This window comes from Mobilicoccus caccae (assembly GCF_030161635.1).
In the GTDB taxonomy this organism is placed as follows: Bacteria; Actinomycetota; Actinomycetes; order Actinomycetales; family Dermatophilaceae; genus Mobilicoccus; species Mobilicoccus caccae.
The window spans coordinates 2,153,916-2,174,142 of record NZ_BSUO01000001.1; the positions used below are offsets into that span (position 1 = coordinate 2,153,916).

The following is a 20,227-nucleotide window of genomic DNA, read 5'->3' on the forward strand; positions in this document are numbered from 1 at the left end:
AGCAGCGCGTGACCTACTGTCTCGTCGTCACCCCCTGTTTCAGGTGGGCCTGGTCGGCTCGTGTCGAACTCAGCTCTTCTCGAGCATGGCCTCGCGGCCGGAGCCGAGGACGGTGAGGGGCAGAAGCTTCTTGCCCGTCGGGCCGATCTCGATGTCGAGGTCCATCTGGGGGCAGACGCCGCAGTCGAAGCACGGGTCCCAGCGGCAGTCCGGCTGCTCGTCCTCGTCCAGCGAGGCCTGCCAGTCCTCCCACAGCCACGCCTTGTCGAGGCCGGAGTCGATGTGGTCCCACGGTAGCGTCTCGAGTTCGTCGCGCTCGCGCGTGGTGTACCAGTCGACGTCGATGTCCCAGCCGTGCTCGGTGTTCATGGCGGTGAACACCTCCTGCGCGCAGCGCATCCAGCGCTCGTAGGAGAAGTGTTCGCTCCACCCGTCGAACCGGCCACCGTCGCGCCACACCGCCTCGATGACGTCGCCGACCCGACGGTCGCCGCGGGACAGCAGTCCTTCGACGATGCCGGGTTCACCGTCGTGGTAGCGGAATCCGATGCTCGAGCCGTAGCGGCGGTCGGAGCGGATCTCGTCGCGCAGCAGCGTGAGGCGGCGGTCGGTGTCCGCCGCCGAGAGTTGCCCGGCCCATTGGAACGGGGTGTGCGGCTTGGGCACGAACCCACCGATGGAGACCGTGCAGCGGATGTCCTTGCGCCCGCTGACCTCACGGCCGGTCGCGATGACCCGCTTGGCGAGGTCGGCGATGCCGAGCACGTCCTCGTCGGTCTCCGTCGGCAGCCCGCACATGAAGTAGAGCTTGACGTTGCGCCAGCCCGCACCGAACGCGGCGGCGACGGTGTCGACGAGGTCCTGCTCGCTGACCTGCTTGTTGATGACCTTACGCAGGCGTTCGCTGCCGCCCTCGGGCGCGAACGTCAGCCCGGACTTGCGCCCGTTGCGCGACAACTCGTTGGCGAGGTCGATGTTGAACGCGTCGACCCGCGTGCTCGGCAGCGACAGCCCGGTCTGGGTGCCCTCGTACCGGTCGGCGAGACCCTTGGTGATGTCGGCGATCTCGGAGTGGTCGGCGCTGGAGAGCGAGAGGAGGCCGACCTCCTCGTACCCGGTGGCCTGCAGGCCGCGTTCGACCATCTCGCCGATCCCGGTGATCGAGCGCTCGCGCACCGGGCGCGTGATCATGCCGGCCTGACAGAAGCGGCACCCGCGGGTGCAGCCGCGGAAGATCTCGACGCTCATCCGCTCGTGGACGGACTCCGCGAGCGGCACCAGCGGCTGCTTGGGGTAGGGCCACGCGTCGAGGTCCATGACGGTGTGCTTGCTGACCTGCCACGGCACGCCCTCGATGCCCGGCTTCGGTGTGACGGCCTCGAGCATCCCGGCCTCGGTGTAGGCCACGTCGTAGAACGCCGGCACGTACACCGCGCCGGTGCAGGCGAGCCTCCGCAGCACCTCGTGGCGGCCGCAGTCGCTGCCCTGCAGCCCCTCGGCCTTCCATTCGCGGATGATCTCGCTGATGGCGAGCACCGCCTCCTCGCCGTCACCCACGACGACCGCGTCGACGAAGTCGGCGATCGGTTCGGGGTTGAAGCTGGCGTGGCCGCCGATGAGGACGATCGGGTCGTCCTCGCCGCGCTCGGCCGCCCGCAGGGGGATGCCGGCGAGGTCGAGAGCGGACAGCATGTTGGTGTAGTTGAGCTCGGTCGGGAAGCTCAGCCCGAAGACGTCGAACTCCTTGACCGCGCGGTGGCCGTCGACCGTGAGCAGCGGCACGCCGTTGCTGCGCATCAACTGCTCGAGGTCGGGCCAGACCGCGTACGTGCGCTCGGCGAGCGCGTGCGGCTGCTCGTTGAGCACTTCGTAGAGGATCATGACGCCCTGGTTGGGCAGGCCGACCTCGTACGCGTCGGGGTACATCAGCGCCCAACGGACGGTCTCCGAGCCCCCGCAGTTCCAGTCCTTCACCTGCGAATTCAGTTCACCGCCGACGTACTGCAGCGGCTTGCTCACCCGGGGCAGCAGTGGCTCCAGGTCGGCGAATCTCGACTGTCCGGACATACGTGCCAGCGTAGGCGAGGCCGCCGCCTGCACCCAAAGCGCACCGCGGAGCACCCCCGAGCGCGCTCCCCCGCGGCCCGAGCCCGAGCACGAGAACGGGGTCGCGGCGCCCCTGGCTCACCGCGACCCCGAGCCGCCCCCGGGCGGCGGTCTTCGTACAGGCCGATCTCCCCTCGGCCGGTCACGCCCTCGCGGGCGCCCGATCAGGCCTGCTTGGCGGGGATGGGGTCCTCGCTCTGGCCCTCGTGACCGTCGGACCAGCCGTTCATGTGGTCGATCGGGTCCTCGCCCTGGTCCTCGTGACCGTCGGACCAGCCGTTCATGTGGTCGATGGGCTTGTTCGCCGGCTTGACGACCCGCTTGGCCGGCTTCGTCAGCGACGTGACGGGCTCGTTGCCCGGCAGCTCGAAGACCTCGACGGGCTGGGTCCCCTTCGGGGCCTTGCCGACGACGCGGACGGTGAGCTTGTTGTAGGTGGCGGAGGCTTCGCCGTCGACGAGGTCGGAGGCGGTCACCTTGACCTTGTAGGTGATCCACTTGTCACCCTTGGACATCGGCGAGCTGACGTTCTCGCGCACGACACCCGTGGCCTGGGCCTCCTTGCTCCCCCAGCCCGTCCACCTGAGGTTCTCCAGGCGCTGGTTGGAGTCGGCACAGGCGAGGGTGAAGGTCTTGGGCTGACGGACGCGGTTGTCATCGACGCACTCGGCCAGGTAGGTGACGCCTGCGCGGCCCCGGGCGGCGGCGTCTCCGCCCTTGGCGTTGCCCGAGCCCTTGCCCGGGTCCGGTGTGGCGGTCTGCGCGGCGGGTGCCTGCGCCGGCGCTGCCTGGCCGGCGAACGCCGCGGCGCCGAAGGCTCCGGGGACGAGGACCGCGGCGGTGCCCGCGAGGACGAGGCCGGTGCGGACGGGAGTGAGCTTCATGGTGGTGCCCTTCTGTGTGTGGCCCAGTGGGTTGTCACCAGATTCGGGCGCCCACCTCACAGGCCCGGGACACCGACCTCACGCGAGCCTCACGGTCTGTGACCGCTGCCTCACGGGTCTGTCACGGGCCCACCGTGACAAACGACTGAACAAGGGTTTAGTCTACTGACCATGAGTTCAGCATCGACGGATCTCACGGCACGCGCCCGCATCCGCAACGAGGCGCTGGTGGAGTTCGGCGAACACGGCTTCACGCGCACGACCCTCCGTTCGATCGCCGCCAGGGCCGGGGTGTCACCGGCACTCGTGGTACACCACTTCGGCAGCAAGGAGGGCCTGCGCGCCGCCTGCGACGAGTACCTGCTCGCCCACATCCGCACCGCCAAGGCCGCCGTCCTCGCGCAAGGACACTCCCCTCCCCCGTCGCCTACCTGGCGCAGCATCCCGAGTTCTCGGTGATGTACCCCTACCTGCGGCGCCTCCTGCTCGACGGCGGGTCCACGGCCACCGCGTTCTTCGACGACTTCGTCGGTGACGTGACCGACTACCTCGACATCGGCGAGAAGTCGGGCGCTATCCGTCCCTACCCCGATCGCGAGGCACGAGCCGTGATCATGACGGCACTCGGCCTCGGGCTCATGGTGTTCGACGACCGCATCGCCGCCCGCCTCGGCGGCGAGAACCTCTTGGATCCTCCCGTGCTCGAGCGGTACACCGCCTTCGTCATGGACCTCTACGCGAAGGGCCTGTTCACGGCCGCGTTCTCCATCGACGCGCCCACCCCGCCACCGTCACCGAACGATCCGCCCACCGCTGCACCCCCTCCGACCCTGAGGACCCGTCATGAACGCAGCTGTCGAGATCACCGGTCTGCGCAAGGACTACGGCCGCCGCACCGCCCTGCGCGGCATCGACCTCACCGTCCCGCACGGCGGCATCGTCGGATTCATCGGACCCAACGGCGCGGGCAAGACGACGACGATGCGCATCCTGCTCGACATCCTGCGTCCCACCGCCGGGCAGGTGCGGGTGCTGGGCGAGGACCCGCGAAAAGGCGGCGCCGCGCTCAGATCACGGATCGGCTACCTGCCCGGCGAACTGCGTCTGGACGGCCGCTACGACGTCGCCACGCTGCTGGATCACTACGCCGCGGTCTCGAGCCCGGGTCGCCCCGTCGCCCGGCACGCGTGGCGTCCACTCGCCGATCGGTTGGGCCTGGACACCACGCGCACCGTGCGCACCCTCTCCAAGGGCAACAAGCAGAAGGTCGGCCTCGTCCAGGCGTTCCTGCACACTCCGGAGCTCCTCGTCCTCGACGAACCGACCTCCGGTCTCGACCCCCTGGTGCAGGCGGAGTTCGTGACCATGGTCCGCGAGGCCCGTGAGGCCGGGACGACGGTGTTCCTCTCCAGCCACGTCCTCAGCGAGGTGGAACAGGTCGCCGAGTCCGTCGTCGTCCTGCGTGAGGGCGCCGTCGTGCTCGACTCCACCGTCGCCCGGCTGCGCGCCGACGCCGGGACCCAGGTGCGCCTGATCCTGGCGGGGCGGGTGTCGCCCGAGGAGTTCACCCACCTCGAGGGCGTGCGGTCCGTGGTCCTCGAGCCACCCGCCGAATCCGCTACCGAGCCCGAGCGCGAGACCACCGCCCTGGCCGTCGACCTCGCCGGCTCCCCCGATGCCTTGGTCAAGGCCGCGGCCCGGCACACGGTGCTCCACCTGTCCGCCGCACAGAGCGACCTCGAGGACGTCGTCATGCGCCTTTACTCGAAGGAATCACGATGAACACCCTGCCCGTCTACCGTCGTCGTATGGCCGACTCCCGCCGGGCGCTGTTCGGCTGGGGGCTGGGACTCGCGGGCGTCTGCGCGCTCTACCTGCCGCTGTTCCCCTCGATGCGCGACAGTGGCCTCATCGGCGACAAGCTCCAGGCCATGCCGGCCGGGATGCTCGACTCCTTCGGCCTGGACATCCTCACGATGTCGACGGGCTGGGGGTATGCCCACCAGACGGTCTTCGCCATGCTGGGCATGCTGCTCCTGCTCGTCTTCGGGATCATCCAGGGCGCCCGGGCCATCGCCGGCGAGGAGGAGTCCGGCTCACTCGAACTGCTCCTGGCCCACGCCACCGACCGCACGTCGGTCCTCACCGCGCGGTTGCTCGCCGTCGTCACCTGCGTCATCGGCCTCGTGGCCCTGCTCGTCGCGGTCGTCGCCGCCCTCAACACCCCGTCGGAGTTGTCGCTCACCGCCGAGGGCCTCCTCGGCGAAGGCGCCGCGCTCGGCCTCCTCGTCCTGCTGCACGCCCTGGTCGCGTTCACCGTGGGCGCCGTGACCGGACGCAGGTCGCTCGCCACCGCGGTCGCCTCGATCGTGGCGGTGCTCGGCTGGTTCGTGCACAACATGGGCGCCAAGATCGACGACCGGCTGCCGGATCTCTCCCCGTTCCACTGGGCGTACGGCGCGACTCCCCTGCACTCCGGACCCGACGGTGCGGGCCTGCTGTGGCTCGCCGTCGCGTGCGTGGTGCTGGCCGTCCTCGCCTACCTGGGATTCACGCGCCGCGACCTGCGGGCGTGAACCACCACGCGCGCCGTCAATACCCGCGCGAATGGTCGCGGTGACGCACGTACACCTGGCGTCGAACCTTGGCGATCACGGTGCCGTCGACGCCGACGATGTCGTTCTCGAGCCAGTGCAGCACCTTGGCCCCACCCTCGGCCTTCTGCCGGAGGTCGTCGAGAAGCTCGTCGGTGACGGCGAAGGTCGTGCGCACATCGGTGCGTCCCGGCGCGACGAACTCGATCTCGGCGCGCTTGTCCCACACGACGTACTCATCGCCGAGGCAGCGCCCGATGAGAATCATCCAGAACGGGTCGGTCATCGAGAACAACGACCCGCCGTAGAGGGTGCCGACGTAGTTGCGCGTCAGCGGGGTGAGCTTGAGTTCGACGGTCGCGCCGCGGAATCCACGTTCGATCTGCACGACGCGGATGCCCGCGAACCGAAAGGGCGGCCACAGGTTCATCGCCCGACGCAGCATGACGGGATCGGCACCGATCTCGCGCCACGTCGGCAGCGGCGGAAGGGTCGGCAGGGATCCGGTGAGGGGTCTTTTCGCCACGTCGTGCCTTTCTCGCGCACCCAGGGAGGGGCCTGGGCGCCCGGCCGCGCCCGTCGGCGCGACCGGGCGGTGCCGGGATGCCTCAGCCCTGGTAGAGCCCGTCGATCTCGTCGGAGAACTTGTCGACCACGGCTCGTCGCCGCAGCTTGAGGCTGGGTGTCAGATCGCCCGAATCGACCGTGAGGTCGTGGTCGAGGATCGTGAACCGCTTGATGGTCTCCCACCGGTTGAGCCCCTCGTTGAGCTCGTCGACGTACCGCTGGACCAGCGCGCGCACGGGCTCCGACCGCACGAGCTCGGGGTACTCCTGGCCGGCGTGGCCGTTCTCGGCCGCCCAGGCGTGGATGGCCTCGGGGTCGAGCGTGACGAGCGCGGCCGCGTAGTTGCGCTGGTTGCCCACCACGATGAACTGCCCGACGTAGGGGCACAGTCCCTTGAAGCGGGACTCGATGGTCGCCGGCGCGATGTACTTGCCGCCGGAGGTCTTGAACACGTCCTTCTTGCGATCGGTGATCCGGACGAACCCGTTGTCGTCGATCTCGGCGACGTCACCGGTGCGGAAGAACCCGTCCTCGGTGAACGCCTCGGCCGTGGCCTCGGGCGCCTGGTGGTAGCGGGACATGACGCCGGGGCCCTTGACGAGCAGTTCGCCGTCGGAGGCCAGCTTGGTCTCGGTGCCCGGCAGCGGCCACCCGATCGAGCCGTGCTGGTGCGCCCCGCGCCAGGGACGGTTGACGCAGGTGGCGGCGGAGGTCTCGGTGAGGCCGTAGCCCTCGAGGATCTGCATGCCGACGCCGGCGAACCACCACGACAGCTCGGGGTCGAGGCGCGCGGACCCGGAGATGAAGAACCTGACGCGGCCACCGAAGCGCTCGCGGATCTTGGCGAAGACGAGCTTGTCGGCGATCGCGTGCTGGGCCGACAGGGCCGGGCCGACGGGGACGTCCTTCTCGGCGGCCTCGGCCACCTTCTGACCGACCCCGAACGCCCACGAGACGAGCTTGGCCTTGGCGCCCGTCGCCTCACCGAGGGTGGCGTTGACGGCGGCGTAGGCCTTCTCGAAGATGCGCGGGGCCGCGCCCATCCACGTCGGACGCACCACGGCCAGGTTGGGCACGATGCGGTCGATGCGGCCGTCGACGCAGGTCGGCGACCCCGTGGCCACGGCGATCATGATGAGCACGTTGCCGAAGACGTGGGCCAGCGGCAGCCACAGGTATTGCAGGTCGTCCTCGGAGAGGATGTCGATGCCGGTCACCGCCACGCCCTCGTAGACCAGGGCATCGTGGGTGAGCTCGGCGCCCTTGGGGTTTCCGGTCGTTCCCGAGGTGTAGATGATCGTCGAGAGCGACTGCGGGGTGAGGGAATCCACCCGAGCGTCGACCAGACCCGGCTCGGCGTCCAGGCGCGCGCGGCCCCGTTCCACGAGGGAGTCCAGGGTGTGCACCCAGTCGTCGGAGTCGAGGTCGGTGACCTCGGCCGGGTCGAAGACGACCACGGCGATCACGTCGGGCATCTCGTGGCGACGCACCCGCAGCTTCTCGACCTGGGAGGCGTCCTCGGCGAAGACGATGCGGCTGCCGGAGTGTCCGACGATGTAGGAGACGGCCTCGGCGTTGCTCGTCGCGTACACCGTGGTCGTGGCGGCGCCGGCGAGCATGATGCCCCAGTTGGCCCACACCCACTCGATGCGCGTCGAAGACAGGATGGCGACCCGGTCGCCCACCTCGATGCCGAAGTCGACCAGACCGGCGGCCCAGGCGCTCACCTCGTCCCAGGTCTGGCGCCAGGTGCGGCGCTCGAGCTCCTCGCCGCGGAAATACTGGTACGCCTCGGAATCCGCTGACTTCTGCACCCGGTTGCGCAGCAGATGCCCGCACGAGGGCGGCCGATCGTCGATCACCGATCGCTCGACAGGCTCGTCCTTGACATTCTTGACCGTCACAGGGTCTCCTCCCCGGGCACCGGCGGCACCTCGTCGTGTCGTCGCCCGATTCTCTCCCACGAGGCCGTGGGGGAAGCAGCCGATGCGTCTTTCCTACCGGCCGGTACGTTCGGCGCGACGAGCGGTCGTCAGGTCGCGTGCCTGGTCGACGTCCAGGCGCATCTGCTCGACGAGCTCCTCGACGGAGTCGAACCGCAGCATCGGGCGCAGGTGCTCGAGGAACTCCACGGCCACCCGCTCGCCGTACAGATCGAGGTCGGTGCGGTCGAGAACGTAGGCCTCGACGGTGCGCCGGACGCCGTCGAAGGTGGGGTTGGTGCCCACCGAGATGGCCGCGGGCAGCAGGTGGTCGGTGTGCCCCTCCGGCAGCGCGGGGCGCAGCAGCCAGCCGGCGTAGACGCCGTCGGCCGGTACCAGCCCGTCGCTGTCCTGAGCGAGATTGGCCGTGGGGTAACCGATCTCGCGGCCCCGGTGTTCGCCGTGGACGACGACGCCGCTGACGGCGTGGGCCCGGCCGAGCACCTGCGCCGCGGCCCCGACGTCACCTTCGTCGAGAAGCCGCCGCACCTGGCTGGAGGACCAGCGCCTCGGCGCCCCGCCGTCGGCGTCACCCTGGTCGCTGAGGGCCTCGACGTCGAACCCGAACTGCTCCCCGAGCTCGCACAAGGTGGCCACGTCGCCGGAGTTGCGCGCCCCGAACCGCGTGTCCTGCCCCACGACGACCGCCCGTGCGTGCAGGGCCGTGACGAAGACGTCCTCGACGAACCGCTCGGGTGACCACGTGGCGAGTTCGCGGGTGAACTCCATGACGAGCACGGCGTCGAGCCCGACCGATTCCAGCAGGTCGAGCCGCTGGTCGAGGGAGGCGATGAGTTCGGGCGCCCGCTCGGGGTACAACACCGCCAGCGGGTGCGGTTCGAACGTCACGGCGACCGCGGGGACACCCTCCTCGCGCGCCCGGTCCACGACCTGGGCGAGCACGGCGCGGTGTCCGCGGTGGACTCCGTCGAAGTTGCCGAGGGTGACGACGCTGCCACTCAGGTCGTCGGGGATCTCGGTGAGGTCGGTCCATCGCTGCACGTCGCCCACTCTAACGGCGGAACGGACACCCTCATCCCGGGCCGCTCACGCCGGGTGTGGCCGAGCTGGTGCCGGCGTCTCTCGACGCAGATCCACGACCGTGACGCCGGCCGTCGTCGCCGCGCTGTCCATGGTGGCGAGCGCGGCTCCGGCGTCCTCCAGCCCGACGACCCGTCCCACGAGTGCGGCGAGGTCGACCCGGGAGGCGAGGTCGAGCATGGCCGGGTAGTCACGGGCCGCGAGGCCGTGGGTGCCGTGGATCGACAGCTCCCACGCGACGACCCGGTCCATGGCCAGGGCGGCTCCGGCGTGGTCACCGAGAAGCAGCCCGGCCTGCACGTGCCGGCCACGGCGCCGCAGCGAGAGGACGGACTGCCGTGCCACCTGCGGGTGTCCGACCGCGTCGAGCGAGACGTGCACGCCACCGCCCGTCGCCTCGTGCACCCGCGCGGCGACCTCCTCGGCCGAGCATCCGGACGCGTCGATCACGTCCTCGGCGCCGAGGTTCGTCGCCAGGGTCAAGGCGGCCGGTGAGACGTCGACCGCCACCACCCGCGCGCCCAGTTCGCGGGCGATGAGCAACGCCGACAACCCGACTCCGCCCATGCCGTGTACGGCCAATCGGTCCCCGGCCCGCAGGCCACCGTGGGCGGTGAGCGCCCGGTAGGCCGTGGCGAACCGGCATCCGAGCGCCGCGGCCGCGACGTCGTCGAGGGACTCCGGGACCGCCACGAGATTGGTGTCGGCCGCGTGGAGCGCGACGACCTCGGCGAACGAGCCGTGATCGGTGAAGCCGGGCTGCCGCTGGTCGGGACACACCTGCGCGTCGCCGGCGGCACACCACTCGCACCGCCCGCAGCCGCACACGAACGGGACCGTGACCCGCTCGCCGCCCGACCAGCGGTTCACCCCGGCGCCGACCTCCTCGACCGTGCCGACGAGCTCGTGACCGGGCACGTGCGGCAACCTCACCGGGTCGGCGCCCGTCCACGCGTGATGATCCGAACGGCACACGCCGGTGGCGCTCACCCGCACGGTGACTCCACCCGGAGGCGCTGCGGGAGCAGGGATCTCGCGTAGCTGCGGCGTCCGGCCGAAGGAGGAGTAGACGACGGCTCGCATGCGTCTACCTCTCGGCCCGCGTCGGCACCAGCAGCTCGAAGCGTTCCAGCACGACCGGCATCTGCTCGGAGAAGCCTCGCCCGTGCTCGGCGTTCGCGCGGAAGAATCCCTCGTGGGCCTCCCGCCAGTACCGCAGGCTGAGGTCGCCCTCGCCCTCGGCGGCGGCGTGCTCGTCGTCGACCTCGTCGAACGGCACGATGCGCACGTCGGTGGTGGCGATGAGGGCCCGCGGGTGACCGGCCCCGTCGAGGACGATCGACAGGTCACCGGCTTCCGGCAGCGACTCGCCGACGGCCTCGTAGTCCCACAACGCACTCGAGGTGGCGTGCTTGCGCCCCGACAGGACCAGGTCGAGGAGCTCGTGGGCCTGCTCGGGCGTGGCGCCGAAGGACCAGGCGGGCGGCGGCAGCGATTCGGTCACCCCCGGGCCGAAGTATCCGGAGGCGGGGTTGAGCCGGGCGCGGATCCTCGCGTCCAGCCAGAACGCTTCGACCTCGGGATTCTCGGGGACGTCCGACTGCTCGGGACGCGGTGCGCCCCGGCCCTGTTCGCTCGCTGGGTGCTCGCTCATGGACCGACTCTACGAGCCCGGCTCGCGACCCGTAGGCTGCCCGGGTCGCGCGTCGGAATCGGGAGGGTGTTTCGGGTGGGTCCGCTGATCATGGCCCTGTCGTCGGCCGTCGCCTACGGGGCGAGTGACTTCCTCGGCGGACTCGCCTCCAGGCGGGTCGCCGTGCTGCGGGTGCTGATGGTGTCCTACCCCGTCTCCTCGCTGCTCGTGACGGTGGCGGCCTTCGTCGCCGGCGGGTCGGCCGACGTCGCCTCACTCGTGTGGGGGGCGCTCTCGGGCATAGCGCTGGCCGTGGCCGCCTGGACGTTCTACCTCGCCCTCGCCGTCGGCCCCATCAGCGTGATCTCCCCCATCACCGCCCTGCTCAGCGCCGCCGTACCCATGGGCGTCGGCCTGGCCCTCGGCGAACGTCCCGACGCCACCTCGATGCTCGGCGTCGGGCTGGCGCTGGTGGCGGTGGTGCTCGTCAGTCTGGCTCCGCACGCGGACACCAAGGCGACCCACCCGTTCACCCGTTTCGTCGCGCTGCTCACCGTCGGCGCCGGGCTGTCGTTCGCGTTCAGCTACGTGTTCACCGGTCAGATCGCCGAGGGGACGGGCCTGTGGCCGATCGTGGTGGCCCGCTGGACCGCCACCGTGGCGGTGTTCGCCGTGGCCGCCTCCCGCTCCAGCATGTCGCCCCCGCGGGGCGGGGCGCTCGTTCAGGCCGCGGCCATCGGTGTGCTCGACGCGATCGCCCACCTGACGATGCTGCTCGCGCTGCAGCAGGGACTGCTCTCCATCGGCAGCGTCGTCATCTCCCTGTTCCCGGCGGTGACCGTGATCCTCGCCGTCAGCGTCCTTCGCGAGAAGCTCACGCGCACCCAGATCGGCGGACTCGCCCTCGGCGCGATCGCCATCGGCCTCATCGGCGCCTGACCTCCCGCCGAGACCGCCGTCTATAGGCGGCGGTTTCGGCGCGGAAGTGCGTCGGAGCCCTACGCGCCGGAGACCCGGCCGCGGATCTCGTCGGCGACGCGAGCCGGGTGTTTCTCCGGGAGCCAGTGGTCGGCGTCGAGTTCGACGAATCGGTAGTCGTCCTCGCAGTACAGGCCCGTGCGTTCGGCGGCGGCGCGTCCGAGGTAGGGGTCGCGGTTGCCCCACATGTATGTCGTGGGCACGGTGACCAGGGCTGCGGCCTCGCCCGGTCGCGCCTGCTCGCTCCCGTGGCTCGACGCGGCGGAAGCGTTCGGCCGTCTACGCCGGGAGCCGGCGAGCATGCCCCGGTACGGGCCGAGGGCGCCGGCCATCGCGGCGACCTCACCGAACCGCCGCCGGTAGAGCAGCTGGTGTTCCTCGGGCAGACCGAGGCCGCCGAGTCCACGCCGCCGCACCCCCGTGGCCAGCAGCCGCTCCGGCACGAATGGCACCTGCATCGCGAACATGTACCAACTCTTCAGCGCCTGGGTGGAGTGCCGCCCGGCCCACGTCATCGCGGCCGGGTGCGGCGTGGAGAGTGCGGTCAGGGACCGGATCCGCTCGGGATGGCGCAGCGCGGTCGCCCACGCGATGCCCCCTCCCCAGTCGTGACCGACCAGGTGCGCCGAGTCCAGACCGGCGGCGTCCAGGAGGGCGATCACGTCGCCGACGAGATGTTTCATGCGGTAGGCCTCGCGAGCGGCGGGGCGCGCGAGCGGCGCAGTGCCGCGGATGTCGGGGGCGAGGGTGCGCAGACCCGCCGCGTTGAGCCGCGGGGCCACGCCGGACCACGCGGCCGACGTCTGCGGAAAGCCATGCAGGAGCACGACGGTGGACTCCGGGCCCGCATCCTGCGGCCCGGCGTCCAGGACGGGAAAGGTGAGTTCACCACGACGGAACTGGTCCATGAGCCCTCCTCGGGTCTGTTGGTCCGCCACCTAACCAGGTCGGCGGCCGGACGGCGAGGGCTACGCGAGCCGTTTCATCACCTGAAACGATCATTGTGGATGAGGCCCCTTGCTAGGGTTGGTGTGGGTTGACGTACCCGCCGCTCGCAGCTCCGGCATGGTGAACACGTCGCTTCGATTCGATCCGCGTGCGTCCTCTTTCGAGCACGGCGACTCTGGCAATGCGAGCACCAGGACGGCCGCTCGACATCCAGGAGCAACCGTGATCCCCCTCACCATCGACGAAGCCAAGACCCTCGCGCGAACGCTCCGCGACTCCCTGCCGAACGGCGTCGACCTGACCCACGGTCAGAGCCTCGACCTCCTGTCGCGGACCCTCGGTTTCGCTGACTGGAACGAGCTTGCAGCACAGTACAAGCAGCCGAGCTTCGGTCCGGCGATGCCGGTCCTGCGTGTGTTCGACGTCGACCTTGCCCGCTCGTTCTACGTCGACGTTCTGGGATTCACGATCGACTTCGAGCACCAGTTCGAGCCCGGCCTGCCGACCTTCCTCGGACTCAGCCGCGGCGACACGTCGTTGGGGCTCAGCGAGCACCACGGGGACGGCACACCTGGTTCCGTTGTGTGGGTGCCGACTCGCAACCTGGACGACTACCGATCGCACGTGACGCGGGGTGCGGCAGGCAAGCTCCGGCCGGGCATCGACCGAGACGCACCCGGCGGGCCGACGATGACCATCAACGATCCATTCGGGAACGAGATTCGATTCTGCGAACCGGAGTAGGCGCACCGGAAACGGTGGGAACCGACTACTCCCGGCTCACTGTCAGGTCGGTCACGCTGATCCCGTACGCCGCCTCGAGGTGCGTCACCGGAGCGTCGAACTCGGACGTGCGTGGGCGGCGGGTGCCTGCGAACCAGAACACCTCCAGGCGACGACGTGCTCCCGATCCCGGAATCCGCCACCACCCGGTCATCCGACCGTCGACGAGCAACGGGGCGAGGATCAGGCCGTTCGACTGGGTCCACAGCCTCCGGTAGTGGGCCGCGTCGACGAACCGCTCGCGCGCGGGCGGGTCGTACGCGCACAGCAGCGCGTCGAACTCCGGCAGGAGTCGCACACCGGGCAGCTCCCGCGGCTCGGGTCGGTCGCCGGCGAGGTCGTGATAGATGCGGCCGTCCGGGCCACTGCCTTCCCGCAGTTCGGGGGCGAGCCGGGTCAGTGCGGCATCGACCGCCCGCAACCCCACGCCCGACCACCAGGCCAGGTCGTGACGGCTCGCCGGACCGTGCGCGGTCAGATGACGACGGACCGCAGCATCGACGGCAGCCCCCGGGTCGGCCGACAACCGGTTGCGGTCCTCGGTGTCGTCCAGCACGGTCGATGCGGCGCGGTAGCCGGGAGCCCCTGGCCCTGCCAGCCCCCGGTGAGCGGTCGACGAAGCAGTCCGCCGTGGCCGAACGCGAAATAGCGTCCCGCCTGGTCATCAAGCCTCGGGGACGCCGACGGGTCGTGCGTCGAGATCCACGCCCGCAGATGCTCGGCCAGGTCCGTGGGGGTGCGCCACGCGTGGGCCGCGAACCGTTCGATACCGGCCCACACGTCTTCGAGGGACGTGTCGACGAGACGCAGGGTCCGCGCCCAGAGCGCCCGCTGCCCGATCCGGGTGAGCGCGTCGAGCACGCGGTGGTCGGCCGGCGTGGAGGTGTGGACGGTGCCGCGGATGGTGCTGCCACGCACGATGGCGTGACGCTCGTAGGCCGCGCTGATGACTTCCAGTTCGACCCCCGGCAGTCGCGCCGCCAACGCCAGGTACGGCGACCTCGCCGTCTGGGCCTGGATCGGCCCGATCCGTCTCAGCATCTCGACGACGGACTCCTCGCCCTGTCCCGCGACCTGCGGGAAGTGGCGTGCGAGGGCCAGGCCGGCAAGTTCGTCCCACGAGTGGTCCACGTGCGGCACAGTAGCGGGCGCATCCGAGCGACGCAGACGCCTTGGAGGGCTCGTCAGGGGCTGACGAAGACCACCTCGGGCATGACCCGTTCGCCCGATTCGTCGAGCACCGCCACCAGCCTTCCCTCGGGGGTGAAGGCCGCCACCGGTCCGGTGCGTCCGGGCTGCGCCGAGGCGATGCGGACGCCGTGTCCGACCTGGTGGGCCTCGTCGGCGTCGAGATCACGCACGGGCATCGAGGCGCGTGCGGCGTCCTCGAGGGAGACCAGTGGAAGTCCGGAGGTGCCCGGCACGCCTCCCGGGCTCTCGCGTGGTGCGCCGCTCGCGCGGGCGGTCTCCAGCTCCTCCATGGTGTGGGCGACGTCCAGGCCGATGCCACCCACCCGCGTCCGGCGCAGGGCCACGAGGTGGCCCCCGGTACCCAGCGCCTCACCGAGGTCGCGGGCCAGGGCGCGCACGTACGTGCCGGAGGACACGGTCACCTCGACGTCGAGGTCGAGCACGGGGACGGGGTCGGCCGGGATGTCCGAGACGGGGGCCGCCTGACGCTCCTCCCCTCGCGCGCGCCGGTGCACCGCCGAGGGGTCGTCGGCCTCCTCCTGCGGCGGGACCGCCCGACCCGGCCGCGTGTCGAGCACGTCGAACCGGTCGACCCGCACCGGCCGCCCGGCGAGTTCGACGTCCTCGCCGGCACGGGCTCGCGCGTAGGCGCGCCGGCCGTCGATCTTGATCGCGCTGACGGTGCTCGGCACCTGCGTGATGTCGCCGGTGAGGTCGGCGACCCCGGCGGCGATGCGCGCGTCGGTGAGAGCGTCCACGGCCCCGGTGGGGGCGAGCGAGACGGCGATGCCGTCGGCGTCGTCGGTCGTCGTCGCGATCCCGAGCCGGATGGTGGCGGTGTAGGTCTTGTCGGCTCCGACGATGTACGTCAGGAGCCGGGTCGCCTTGTTGACGCCGACGACGAGGACGCCGGTGGCCATGGGGTCGAGGGTGCCCGCGTGACCGACCTTGCGCGTGCCGGCGAGCCGCCGGCACGCGCCGACGACCTGGTGGGAGGTCCAGCCCGCCGGTTTGTCGACGACGAGGAGTCCGTCACCGACGGTGGAGTCGATCGCGCGGGCCATGCTCAGCGGACCTCGCGGGTGGTGTCCTCGTCGCCGTCGATCTCGCGGACGTCCTCGAGACCATCACCGAGGTCGTCGTCGAGGTCCTCGTCCTCCACCTTGCGGTAGGGGTCGGGTTCGCCGGCGTAGGCGGCGCCTCGGGCCGCGGCGGCGAGTTCTTCGTCGCGTCGGCGGGTCTCGGCGAGGACCTCCTCGAGGTGGGCGGCGCCTTCGGGGATGGCGTCGGCGATGAACTCCAGCGACGGCGTGAGGCGGATCTGCAGGCCCTTGCCGACGGCGGAGCGGATCCGGCCCTTGTTCTCCTCGAGGACGTCGGCGGTCGCCTGCCGTTCCTCGTCGGAGCCGAAGACGGTGTAGAACACGGACGCGTGCTGGAGGTCGCCGGTGACGCGCACGTCGGTGACGGTGACGAACCCGAGGCGCTCGTCCTTGATCCGGCCTTCGAGCATCTCGGCGACGAGCACCTTGATGCGGTCGGCCACCTTGCGGGCGCGGGCGGGGTCAGCCATGGGGGTCTCCTTGTCATCGACAACACCGTGGTCCACCTGGGCTCTGACACCTTTCGGCCAGACCACTAGTGGACAGCGTGACTTCTGGTCGACGGAAGGTCGACGTGCCACGCTGATCGCACGGATTCGGCAGCGGTGACGCCACGACGATCCACCGCCATGACAAACGGGCCAGAGTACGCCATCGCGCACCACAGGCCCGCAGTCACCGGATCCGAGGACGTGCCGAACCATCCATGCCAGGGCCGTTCGGCAGGTCGCGCAGGTTCCGTACACCCGCACATCTCCAGAGAGGAATTTTATCATGCGTACATCCCTCGTCACCGCTCTCACCGCAGCCACGCTGCTCCTGCCCGTTGGAGCCGCAAGCGCCGCCGAGCAGCCCGTCGACGACCTGCGAACGGTGCCCGGACTCACCGCCGAGCAGAAGGCTGCGGTCGAGGCCGTCGAGAAGGGCAGTGGCGTCGCCGTGGGTCTCGCGCCCAAGACGCTCCCCGGCATGGAGAGCGCCGTGACAGGTAGCCGCCGCGCCACCTACTACCGCGGGTCCTTCCTCATGTGGGCCCGGGACAGCGTCGATTTCGGTTACAACGGGCGTAGCGTCACCTGGACCAGCGCCTACCAGCAGGCCGGGTCGGTCTTCCCCAACATCGCCCGCAACCTGGGCATCCGGAAGTACTACGACACCTCGTTCAACGACAAGTTCCGCGCCGCCAACCGCATCGGCGCCGGTGTCGTCACACCGTGGGGTGACGTCACGGTCTACACCTCCGACTACATCCACCGTCTGTCCGTCTCCGGCAACGGGGCGTGGAGCGCCTGGTCCGACTGACGCCTCCGCCCACCAACGATCCACCCCCGGTGCGCGGCGGCGTACGCCGCCGCGCATCGGGGCCCCACCTCCATCGGAAGGGACCGGACGCCGTGATCGTCCTCTCGCAGTTCTCCAAGCGCTACGGACGCACCGTCGTGTTCGACGACGTCGACGTCACCATCGACGGGCCGGGGCTCACGCTCGTCCTCGGCCCCAACGGTGCCGGCAAGAGCACCCTCATCCGGTGTCTGCTCTCCCTCGAACCGCACGGGGGGTCGATCCTCTGGGACGGGGCGCCCTTCCGACCGGCCCGGCGGGAGGCGTACCCCGTGTTCGACGACGCACCGTTCTATCCACGGCTCACCGGGCGGCAGAACCTCCGGCTGCTCGCACCGGAGGCGGTGGGACGCCCCTCCCCTTCCTCGACGATCACCTGCTGCGGTCCCGGGTGACCACGTACTCCTACGGGCAGCGCAAACGTCTGGCGCTCGCCGCAGCCGTGGGCAGCGACGCGACGACTCTGCTCCTCGACGAGCCGACCAACGGCCTCGACGTCGACGGGCTCGCCGCCCTGCGGCACACCCTCGTCGAGACCGCTGCCGAACGCACCACCATCGTCACGAGCCACCACACGGACTACTTCGCCGGACTCGCCCGTCGCGCACTCATCCTCACCGGCAACGGCATCCGCTCCCACGACATCACCGGCATGAACGGAACGGAGATCGACCGTGTCTACGACGACGCTCGCACGCCAGTCCGCCCTTGAGATCCGACGTCATCTGTACTCGCGACTCTGGCTCGGGCTCGCTCTCGCGATGGCGGCCTCGGCGGTGGCGGCCTTCAGCGGCACCCTGAGCGCGGTCCGCGGCCAGCAGGCACGGTTCCTCGCCGATGTCGCGTCGTACGAGGAACGCGGGGTCACCCTGGCCCAGGCGCTCGCCGCGCCCGTGCAGGTCATCGAGGACGGCAACGCCCAGACCATCGAGAACCCGTTGAAGTACGACTACCTCAGGCTCGGGGAGTCGCTGTACTCCGTGACCTCCCCGTGGGGCGTCGTCGCCACAGCGGTGGAGTTCGCGACCTTCATCGTCATCCCGCTCGTCTTCCTCTTCGTCGGCGCCTCGAGCGCCGTCACGGACCGCAGGGCGGGCACGCTGAAGCTGCGGGCGAGCACCGACCCCGTCGTCGGCATCAACATCGGCAAGATCGTCGCGATCGCCGTGGCGGCCGGAGTCGCGGTCCTCTCCCTGGTGGGTGCCGGCGTGCTCACCGCCCTGGTGGGGCGACTCGTGACAGGCGACCTCGCCGCTTCCTCCACCGTGCCGGTGCCGACCACCCCCGCCGACGGGCACCCGATGATCCTCAAACTGGCACTCTGCTTCGCCGTCGCGGTCTTCTTCGGCCTCGCGGGGTTCGCCATCGGTACCGTGACGAGGGCACTCACCTGGCCGCTCGTCCTCGCCGCGCTCGCCCTCTTCGTGGTGCCGTTCCTGTCGGCCTGGGATCCACGCAACCTGCTCGCGGTCATCGGCAGTGCGGTCTTCGACTTCTGGGGTCAGTTCGAACTGCGTCCGCCGATCCCCGGCGTCGCGACGTCGGCAGCGGTCGCGACGACCCTCGCCCTCGCCGTGGCCTGCGGCCTCATCGGGGTGATGCTGCCTCGGGGTCGACGTCGAGTGCTCTGAGTGGCGGTCGCTCGAGGCTGTCGATGCCGGGGCCGTCCACCCCGAGCAGCCATCCTCGCCGTTGCGCCTCGAGGGCGAGGGCGAACCGGGAGGACACCCCGGCGCGCGCTGCGAGTCCGGTGATCGTCCGACGCAGTGTCCGTACCGACACCCCGATGCGCCGAGCGATGGCCTCGTCCTTGTGGCCGGCGGCCAGTTCTTCGAGGAGCCGCCTTTCCGCCTCCGAGATGCCCCAGCGCGCGGCGGTCCCGGTGGGGCGACCCGATGCCCAGCCGTGTTCGAACAGGTACATGACAAGACGCACGAGGTCCGGGCTACGGATGACGTAGGCGCTGCGGGAGGCGGGGTCCTTCTCCCCGTTGACGATCACCGCGACGTCGCCGTCGACGACGACGCAGGTGGCCGGGACGAATCCGACGACCCGCACCTGCGCTCCGGCGGCCGACAGCCCCTCGAGGTAGGTGCCGAGACGGTCGCGTGCGCCGCCGACGGGGCACACCACCCGCAGGTCGAGCCTGCCTGCGGCGAGCGACACCGCGTCCTCCCATCCCTGCGCTGCAGTGTCCACGAGGACGGACCACGACATCATCGCCCAGACGCTGGTACGCGCGGTGGCGACGAATTCGTGGACGGCGGTGACGATCTGGTCTGCGCCCTCGAGGAGGTGGACGTCTTCGGCCCGATCCCGGCGCAGCCGGGCGACGTAGTGATCGGTGAAGTCGGAGACCTGCGCGTGGAGATCCATCACCCGCGCCAGCGCCTCACCTGCCTCGGCCACAGCTTCGTCGAACTCGCCCCGGAACGCCGCATGGGGTCCCACGGCGCGCACGCCCCGCCGGGTTTCGACCGATGGGGCGGCCAGGCCTGCCCCGACCAGCGCGTCGCCCCGCTCGTTCGGGAGCTTCTCCCCTTCAAGAGCGAGGTGTACGCCTCTGTCAGATTCCCCGTCCAACCGGCGGTCACACCCATCTCCAGACGGCGACGCCCCCGAGCATGAACATCCGTACCCCTTTGTGCGACTAGGCAATTGGTCGATCAGGCCCCCTCAATCTATCGCCTGTGACACACGACGAGGCCCGGAGGATCGACAGATCCTCCGGGCCTCGAGTGGCCACGTCGCCGGTCGCCGGTGACCCCGAGGAGCACCGACGTCGTCCAGCGGAACGGTGGGCACAACCCGCCGGTAGGGAATGTTCCGGCGAAGCCCGGACATTCCCTACCGGCACCAGCAGCGCGACGAAGGAGCCTGCTGCTGGTCAATCCAACACGCCGGCGCGAAGCGCCGCCGAACGGTCGCGACGAAGGAGCCTGCTGTTGTTCAACCGACACCGGCCATGAAGCGCCATGCACTCGATGCCGGGCAAAGCCGGTCACGCCAAGAACCACAGCGGCCACACGCCCGCCGATCAGGAATGTTCCGGCGAAGCCCGAACATTCCTGATCGG

20 protein-coding genes and 2 pseudogenes are annotated in these 20,227 nt (G+C 70.5%); 10 read left to right on the plus strand and 12 right to left on the minus strand.

Annotated features, from left to right (window positions below; translation table 11 throughout):
- Window positions 1-69: 69 nt before the first annotated feature.
- Both QQK49_RS10400 and QQK49_RS10405 read right to left on the minus strand, forming a co-directional pair.
- Window positions 70-2,067, minus strand: coding sequence for a TIGR03960 family B12-binding radical SAM protein (locus tag QQK49_RS10400; protein ID WP_284303844.1), 1,998 nt, complete (start codon window positions 2,065-2,067; stop codon window positions 70-72).
- Window positions 2,068-2,270: 203 nt separating this feature from the next.
- Window positions 2,271-2,990, minus strand: a complete 720-nt coding sequence (locus tag QQK49_RS10405) for a hypothetical protein (protein WP_284303846.1) — start codon at window positions 2,988-2,990, stop codon at window positions 2,271-2,273.
- Window positions 2,991-3,161: 171 nt separating this feature from the next.
- On the opposite strand from QQK49_RS10405, the gene QQK49_RS10410 reads away from it, so the two are divergent.
- The 4 genes and pseudogenes from QQK49_RS10410 (at window position 3,162) to QQK49_RS10420 (ending at window position 5,566) form a co-directional block, all read left to right on the plus strand.
- Window positions 3,162-3,449 (plus strand): TetR/AcrR family transcriptional regulator, encoded by a 288-nt coding sequence (locus tag QQK49_RS10410; RefSeq protein WP_284303848.1) that lies wholly within the window; start codon window positions 3,162-3,164, stop codon window positions 3,447-3,449.
- A pseudogene (locus tag QQK49_RS23270) lies at window positions 3,449-3,685 on the plus strand (TetR family transcriptional regulator); the annotation flags it as partial. The gene QQK49_RS10410 and the pseudogene QQK49_RS23270, both read left to right, overlap by 1 nt.
- A gap of 148 nt (window positions 3,686-3,833) precedes the next feature.
- The gene (locus QQK49_RS10415; RefSeq protein ID WP_284303849.1) at window positions 3,834-4,772 is read left to right on the plus strand and encodes an ABC transporter ATP-binding protein; all 939 of its coding nucleotides are present in this window, start codon (window positions 3,834-3,836) and stop codon (window positions 4,770-4,772) included.
- Window positions 4,769-5,566: an ABC transporter permease subunit gene (locus QQK49_RS10420; RefSeq protein WP_284303850.1), complete on the plus strand. Its 798-nt coding sequence runs from the start codon at window positions 4,769-4,771 to the stop codon at window positions 5,564-5,566. The genes QQK49_RS10415 and QQK49_RS10420 overlap by 4 nt, the downstream gene beginning before the upstream one ends.
- A gap of 16 nt (window positions 5,567-5,582) precedes the next feature.
- Here the strand turns inward: QQK49_RS10420 and QQK49_RS10425 are convergent, their stop codons facing one another.
- From QQK49_RS10425 to QQK49_RS10445, 5 genes are all read right to left on the minus strand, one after another.
- On the minus strand, window positions 5,583-6,110 hold the full coding sequence (locus tag QQK49_RS10425) for a DUF4442 domain-containing protein (RefSeq protein ID WP_284303851.1): 528 nt from the start codon (window positions 6,108-6,110) through the stop codon (window positions 5,583-5,585).
- Between the two features lie 82 nt (window positions 6,111-6,192).
- Window positions 6,193-8,055, minus strand: a complete 1,863-nt coding sequence (locus tag QQK49_RS10430) for an AMP-dependent synthetase/ligase (RefSeq protein ID WP_284303852.1) — start codon at window positions 8,053-8,055, stop codon at window positions 6,193-6,195.
- 93 nt (window positions 8,056-8,148) lie between these two features.
- On the minus strand, window positions 8,149-9,135 hold the full coding sequence (locus QQK49_RS10435; protein WP_284303853.1) for a bifunctional riboflavin kinase/FAD synthetase: 987 nt from the start codon (window positions 9,133-9,135) through the stop codon (window positions 8,149-8,151).
- A 45-nt stretch (window positions 9,136-9,180) separates the two neighbouring features.
- Window positions 9,181-10,257, minus strand: coding sequence for a zinc-dependent alcohol dehydrogenase family protein (locus QQK49_RS10440; RefSeq protein ID WP_284303854.1), 1,077 nt, complete (start codon window positions 10,255-10,257; stop codon window positions 9,181-9,183).
- Between the two features lie 4 nt (window positions 10,258-10,261).
- On the minus strand, window positions 10,262-10,828 hold the full coding sequence (locus QQK49_RS10445) for an ASCH domain-containing protein (RefSeq protein ID WP_284303855.1): 567 nt from the start codon (window positions 10,826-10,828) through the stop codon (window positions 10,262-10,264).
- A gap of 75 nt (window positions 10,829-10,903) precedes the next feature.
- Between QQK49_RS10445 and QQK49_RS10450 the strand changes: the two genes are divergently transcribed.
- Window positions 10,904-11,746, plus strand: coding sequence for a DMT family transporter (locus tag QQK49_RS10450; protein ID WP_284303856.1), 843 nt, complete (start codon window positions 10,904-10,906; stop codon window positions 11,744-11,746).
- Window positions 11,747-11,805: 59 nt separating this feature from the next.
- Here the strand turns inward: QQK49_RS10450 and QQK49_RS10455 are convergent, their stop codons facing one another.
- Window positions 11,806-12,693: an alpha/beta fold hydrolase gene (locus QQK49_RS10455; RefSeq protein WP_284303857.1), complete on the minus strand. Its 888-nt coding sequence runs from the start codon at window positions 12,691-12,693 to the stop codon at window positions 11,806-11,808.
- Window positions 12,694-12,802: 109 nt separating this feature from the next.
- Here QQK49_RS10455 and QQK49_RS10460 point away from each other — a divergent pair, with 109 nt between their 5' ends.
- Window positions 12,803-13,477, plus strand: coding sequence for a glyoxalase superfamily protein (locus QQK49_RS10460; RefSeq protein WP_284303858.1), 675 nt, complete (start codon window positions 12,803-12,805; stop codon window positions 13,475-13,477).
- A gap of 25 nt (window positions 13,478-13,502) precedes the next feature.
- On the opposite strand, the pseudogene QQK49_RS10465 reads toward QQK49_RS10460, so the two are convergent.
- From QQK49_RS10465 to rbfA, 3 genes and pseudogenes are all read right to left on the minus strand, one after another.
- Window positions 13,503-14,557 (minus strand): annotated as a pseudogene (locus tag QQK49_RS10465) (winged helix DNA-binding domain-containing protein).
- A 143-nt stretch (window positions 14,558-14,700) separates the two neighbouring features.
- On the minus strand, window positions 14,701-15,771 hold the full coding sequence (gene truB / locus QQK49_RS10470; protein ID WP_284303859.1) for a tRNA pseudouridine(55) synthase TruB: 1,071 nt from the start codon (window positions 15,769-15,771) through the stop codon (window positions 14,701-14,703).
- Between the two features lie 2 nt (window positions 15,772-15,773).
- Window positions 15,774-16,280, minus strand: coding sequence for a 30S ribosome-binding factor RbfA (gene rbfA, locus QQK49_RS10475; protein ID WP_284303860.1), 507 nt, complete (start codon window positions 16,278-16,280; stop codon window positions 15,774-15,776).
- Between the two features lie 304 nt (window positions 16,281-16,584).
- On the opposite strand from rbfA, the gene QQK49_RS10480 reads away from it, so the two are divergent.
- The 4 genes from QQK49_RS10480 (at window position 16,585) to QQK49_RS10495 (ending at window position 18,782) form a co-directional block, all read left to right on the plus strand.
- The gene (locus QQK49_RS10480) at window positions 16,585-17,112 is read left to right on the plus strand and encodes a hypothetical protein (protein WP_284303861.1); all 528 of its coding nucleotides are present in this window, start codon (window positions 16,585-16,587) and stop codon (window positions 17,110-17,112) included.
- Between the two features lie 92 nt (window positions 17,113-17,204).
- Complete coding sequence (locus QQK49_RS10485) at window positions 17,205-17,546, plus strand: ATP-binding cassette domain-containing protein (protein ID WP_284303862.1); 342 nt, start codon at window positions 17,205-17,207, stop codon at window positions 17,544-17,546.
- The gene (locus QQK49_RS10490; RefSeq protein ID WP_284303863.1) at window positions 17,543-17,863 is read left to right on the plus strand and encodes an AAA family ATPase; all 321 of its coding nucleotides are present in this window, start codon (window positions 17,543-17,545) and stop codon (window positions 17,861-17,863) included. Before QQK49_RS10485 ends, QQK49_RS10490 begins: the two co-directional genes overlap by 4 nt.
- The gene (locus QQK49_RS10495; RefSeq protein WP_284303864.1) at window positions 17,826-18,782 is read left to right on the plus strand and encodes a hypothetical protein; all 957 of its coding nucleotides are present in this window, start codon (window positions 17,826-17,828) and stop codon (window positions 18,780-18,782) included. Before QQK49_RS10490 ends, QQK49_RS10495 begins: the two co-directional genes overlap by 38 nt.
- Here the strand turns inward: QQK49_RS10495 and QQK49_RS10500 are convergent.
- Complete coding sequence (locus QQK49_RS10500; protein WP_284303865.1) at window positions 18,739-19,611, minus strand: hypothetical protein; 873 nt, start codon at window positions 19,609-19,611, stop codon at window positions 18,739-18,741. The genes QQK49_RS10495 and QQK49_RS10500 overlap by 44 nt on opposite strands.
- Window positions 19,612-20,227 lie beyond the last annotated feature (616 nt).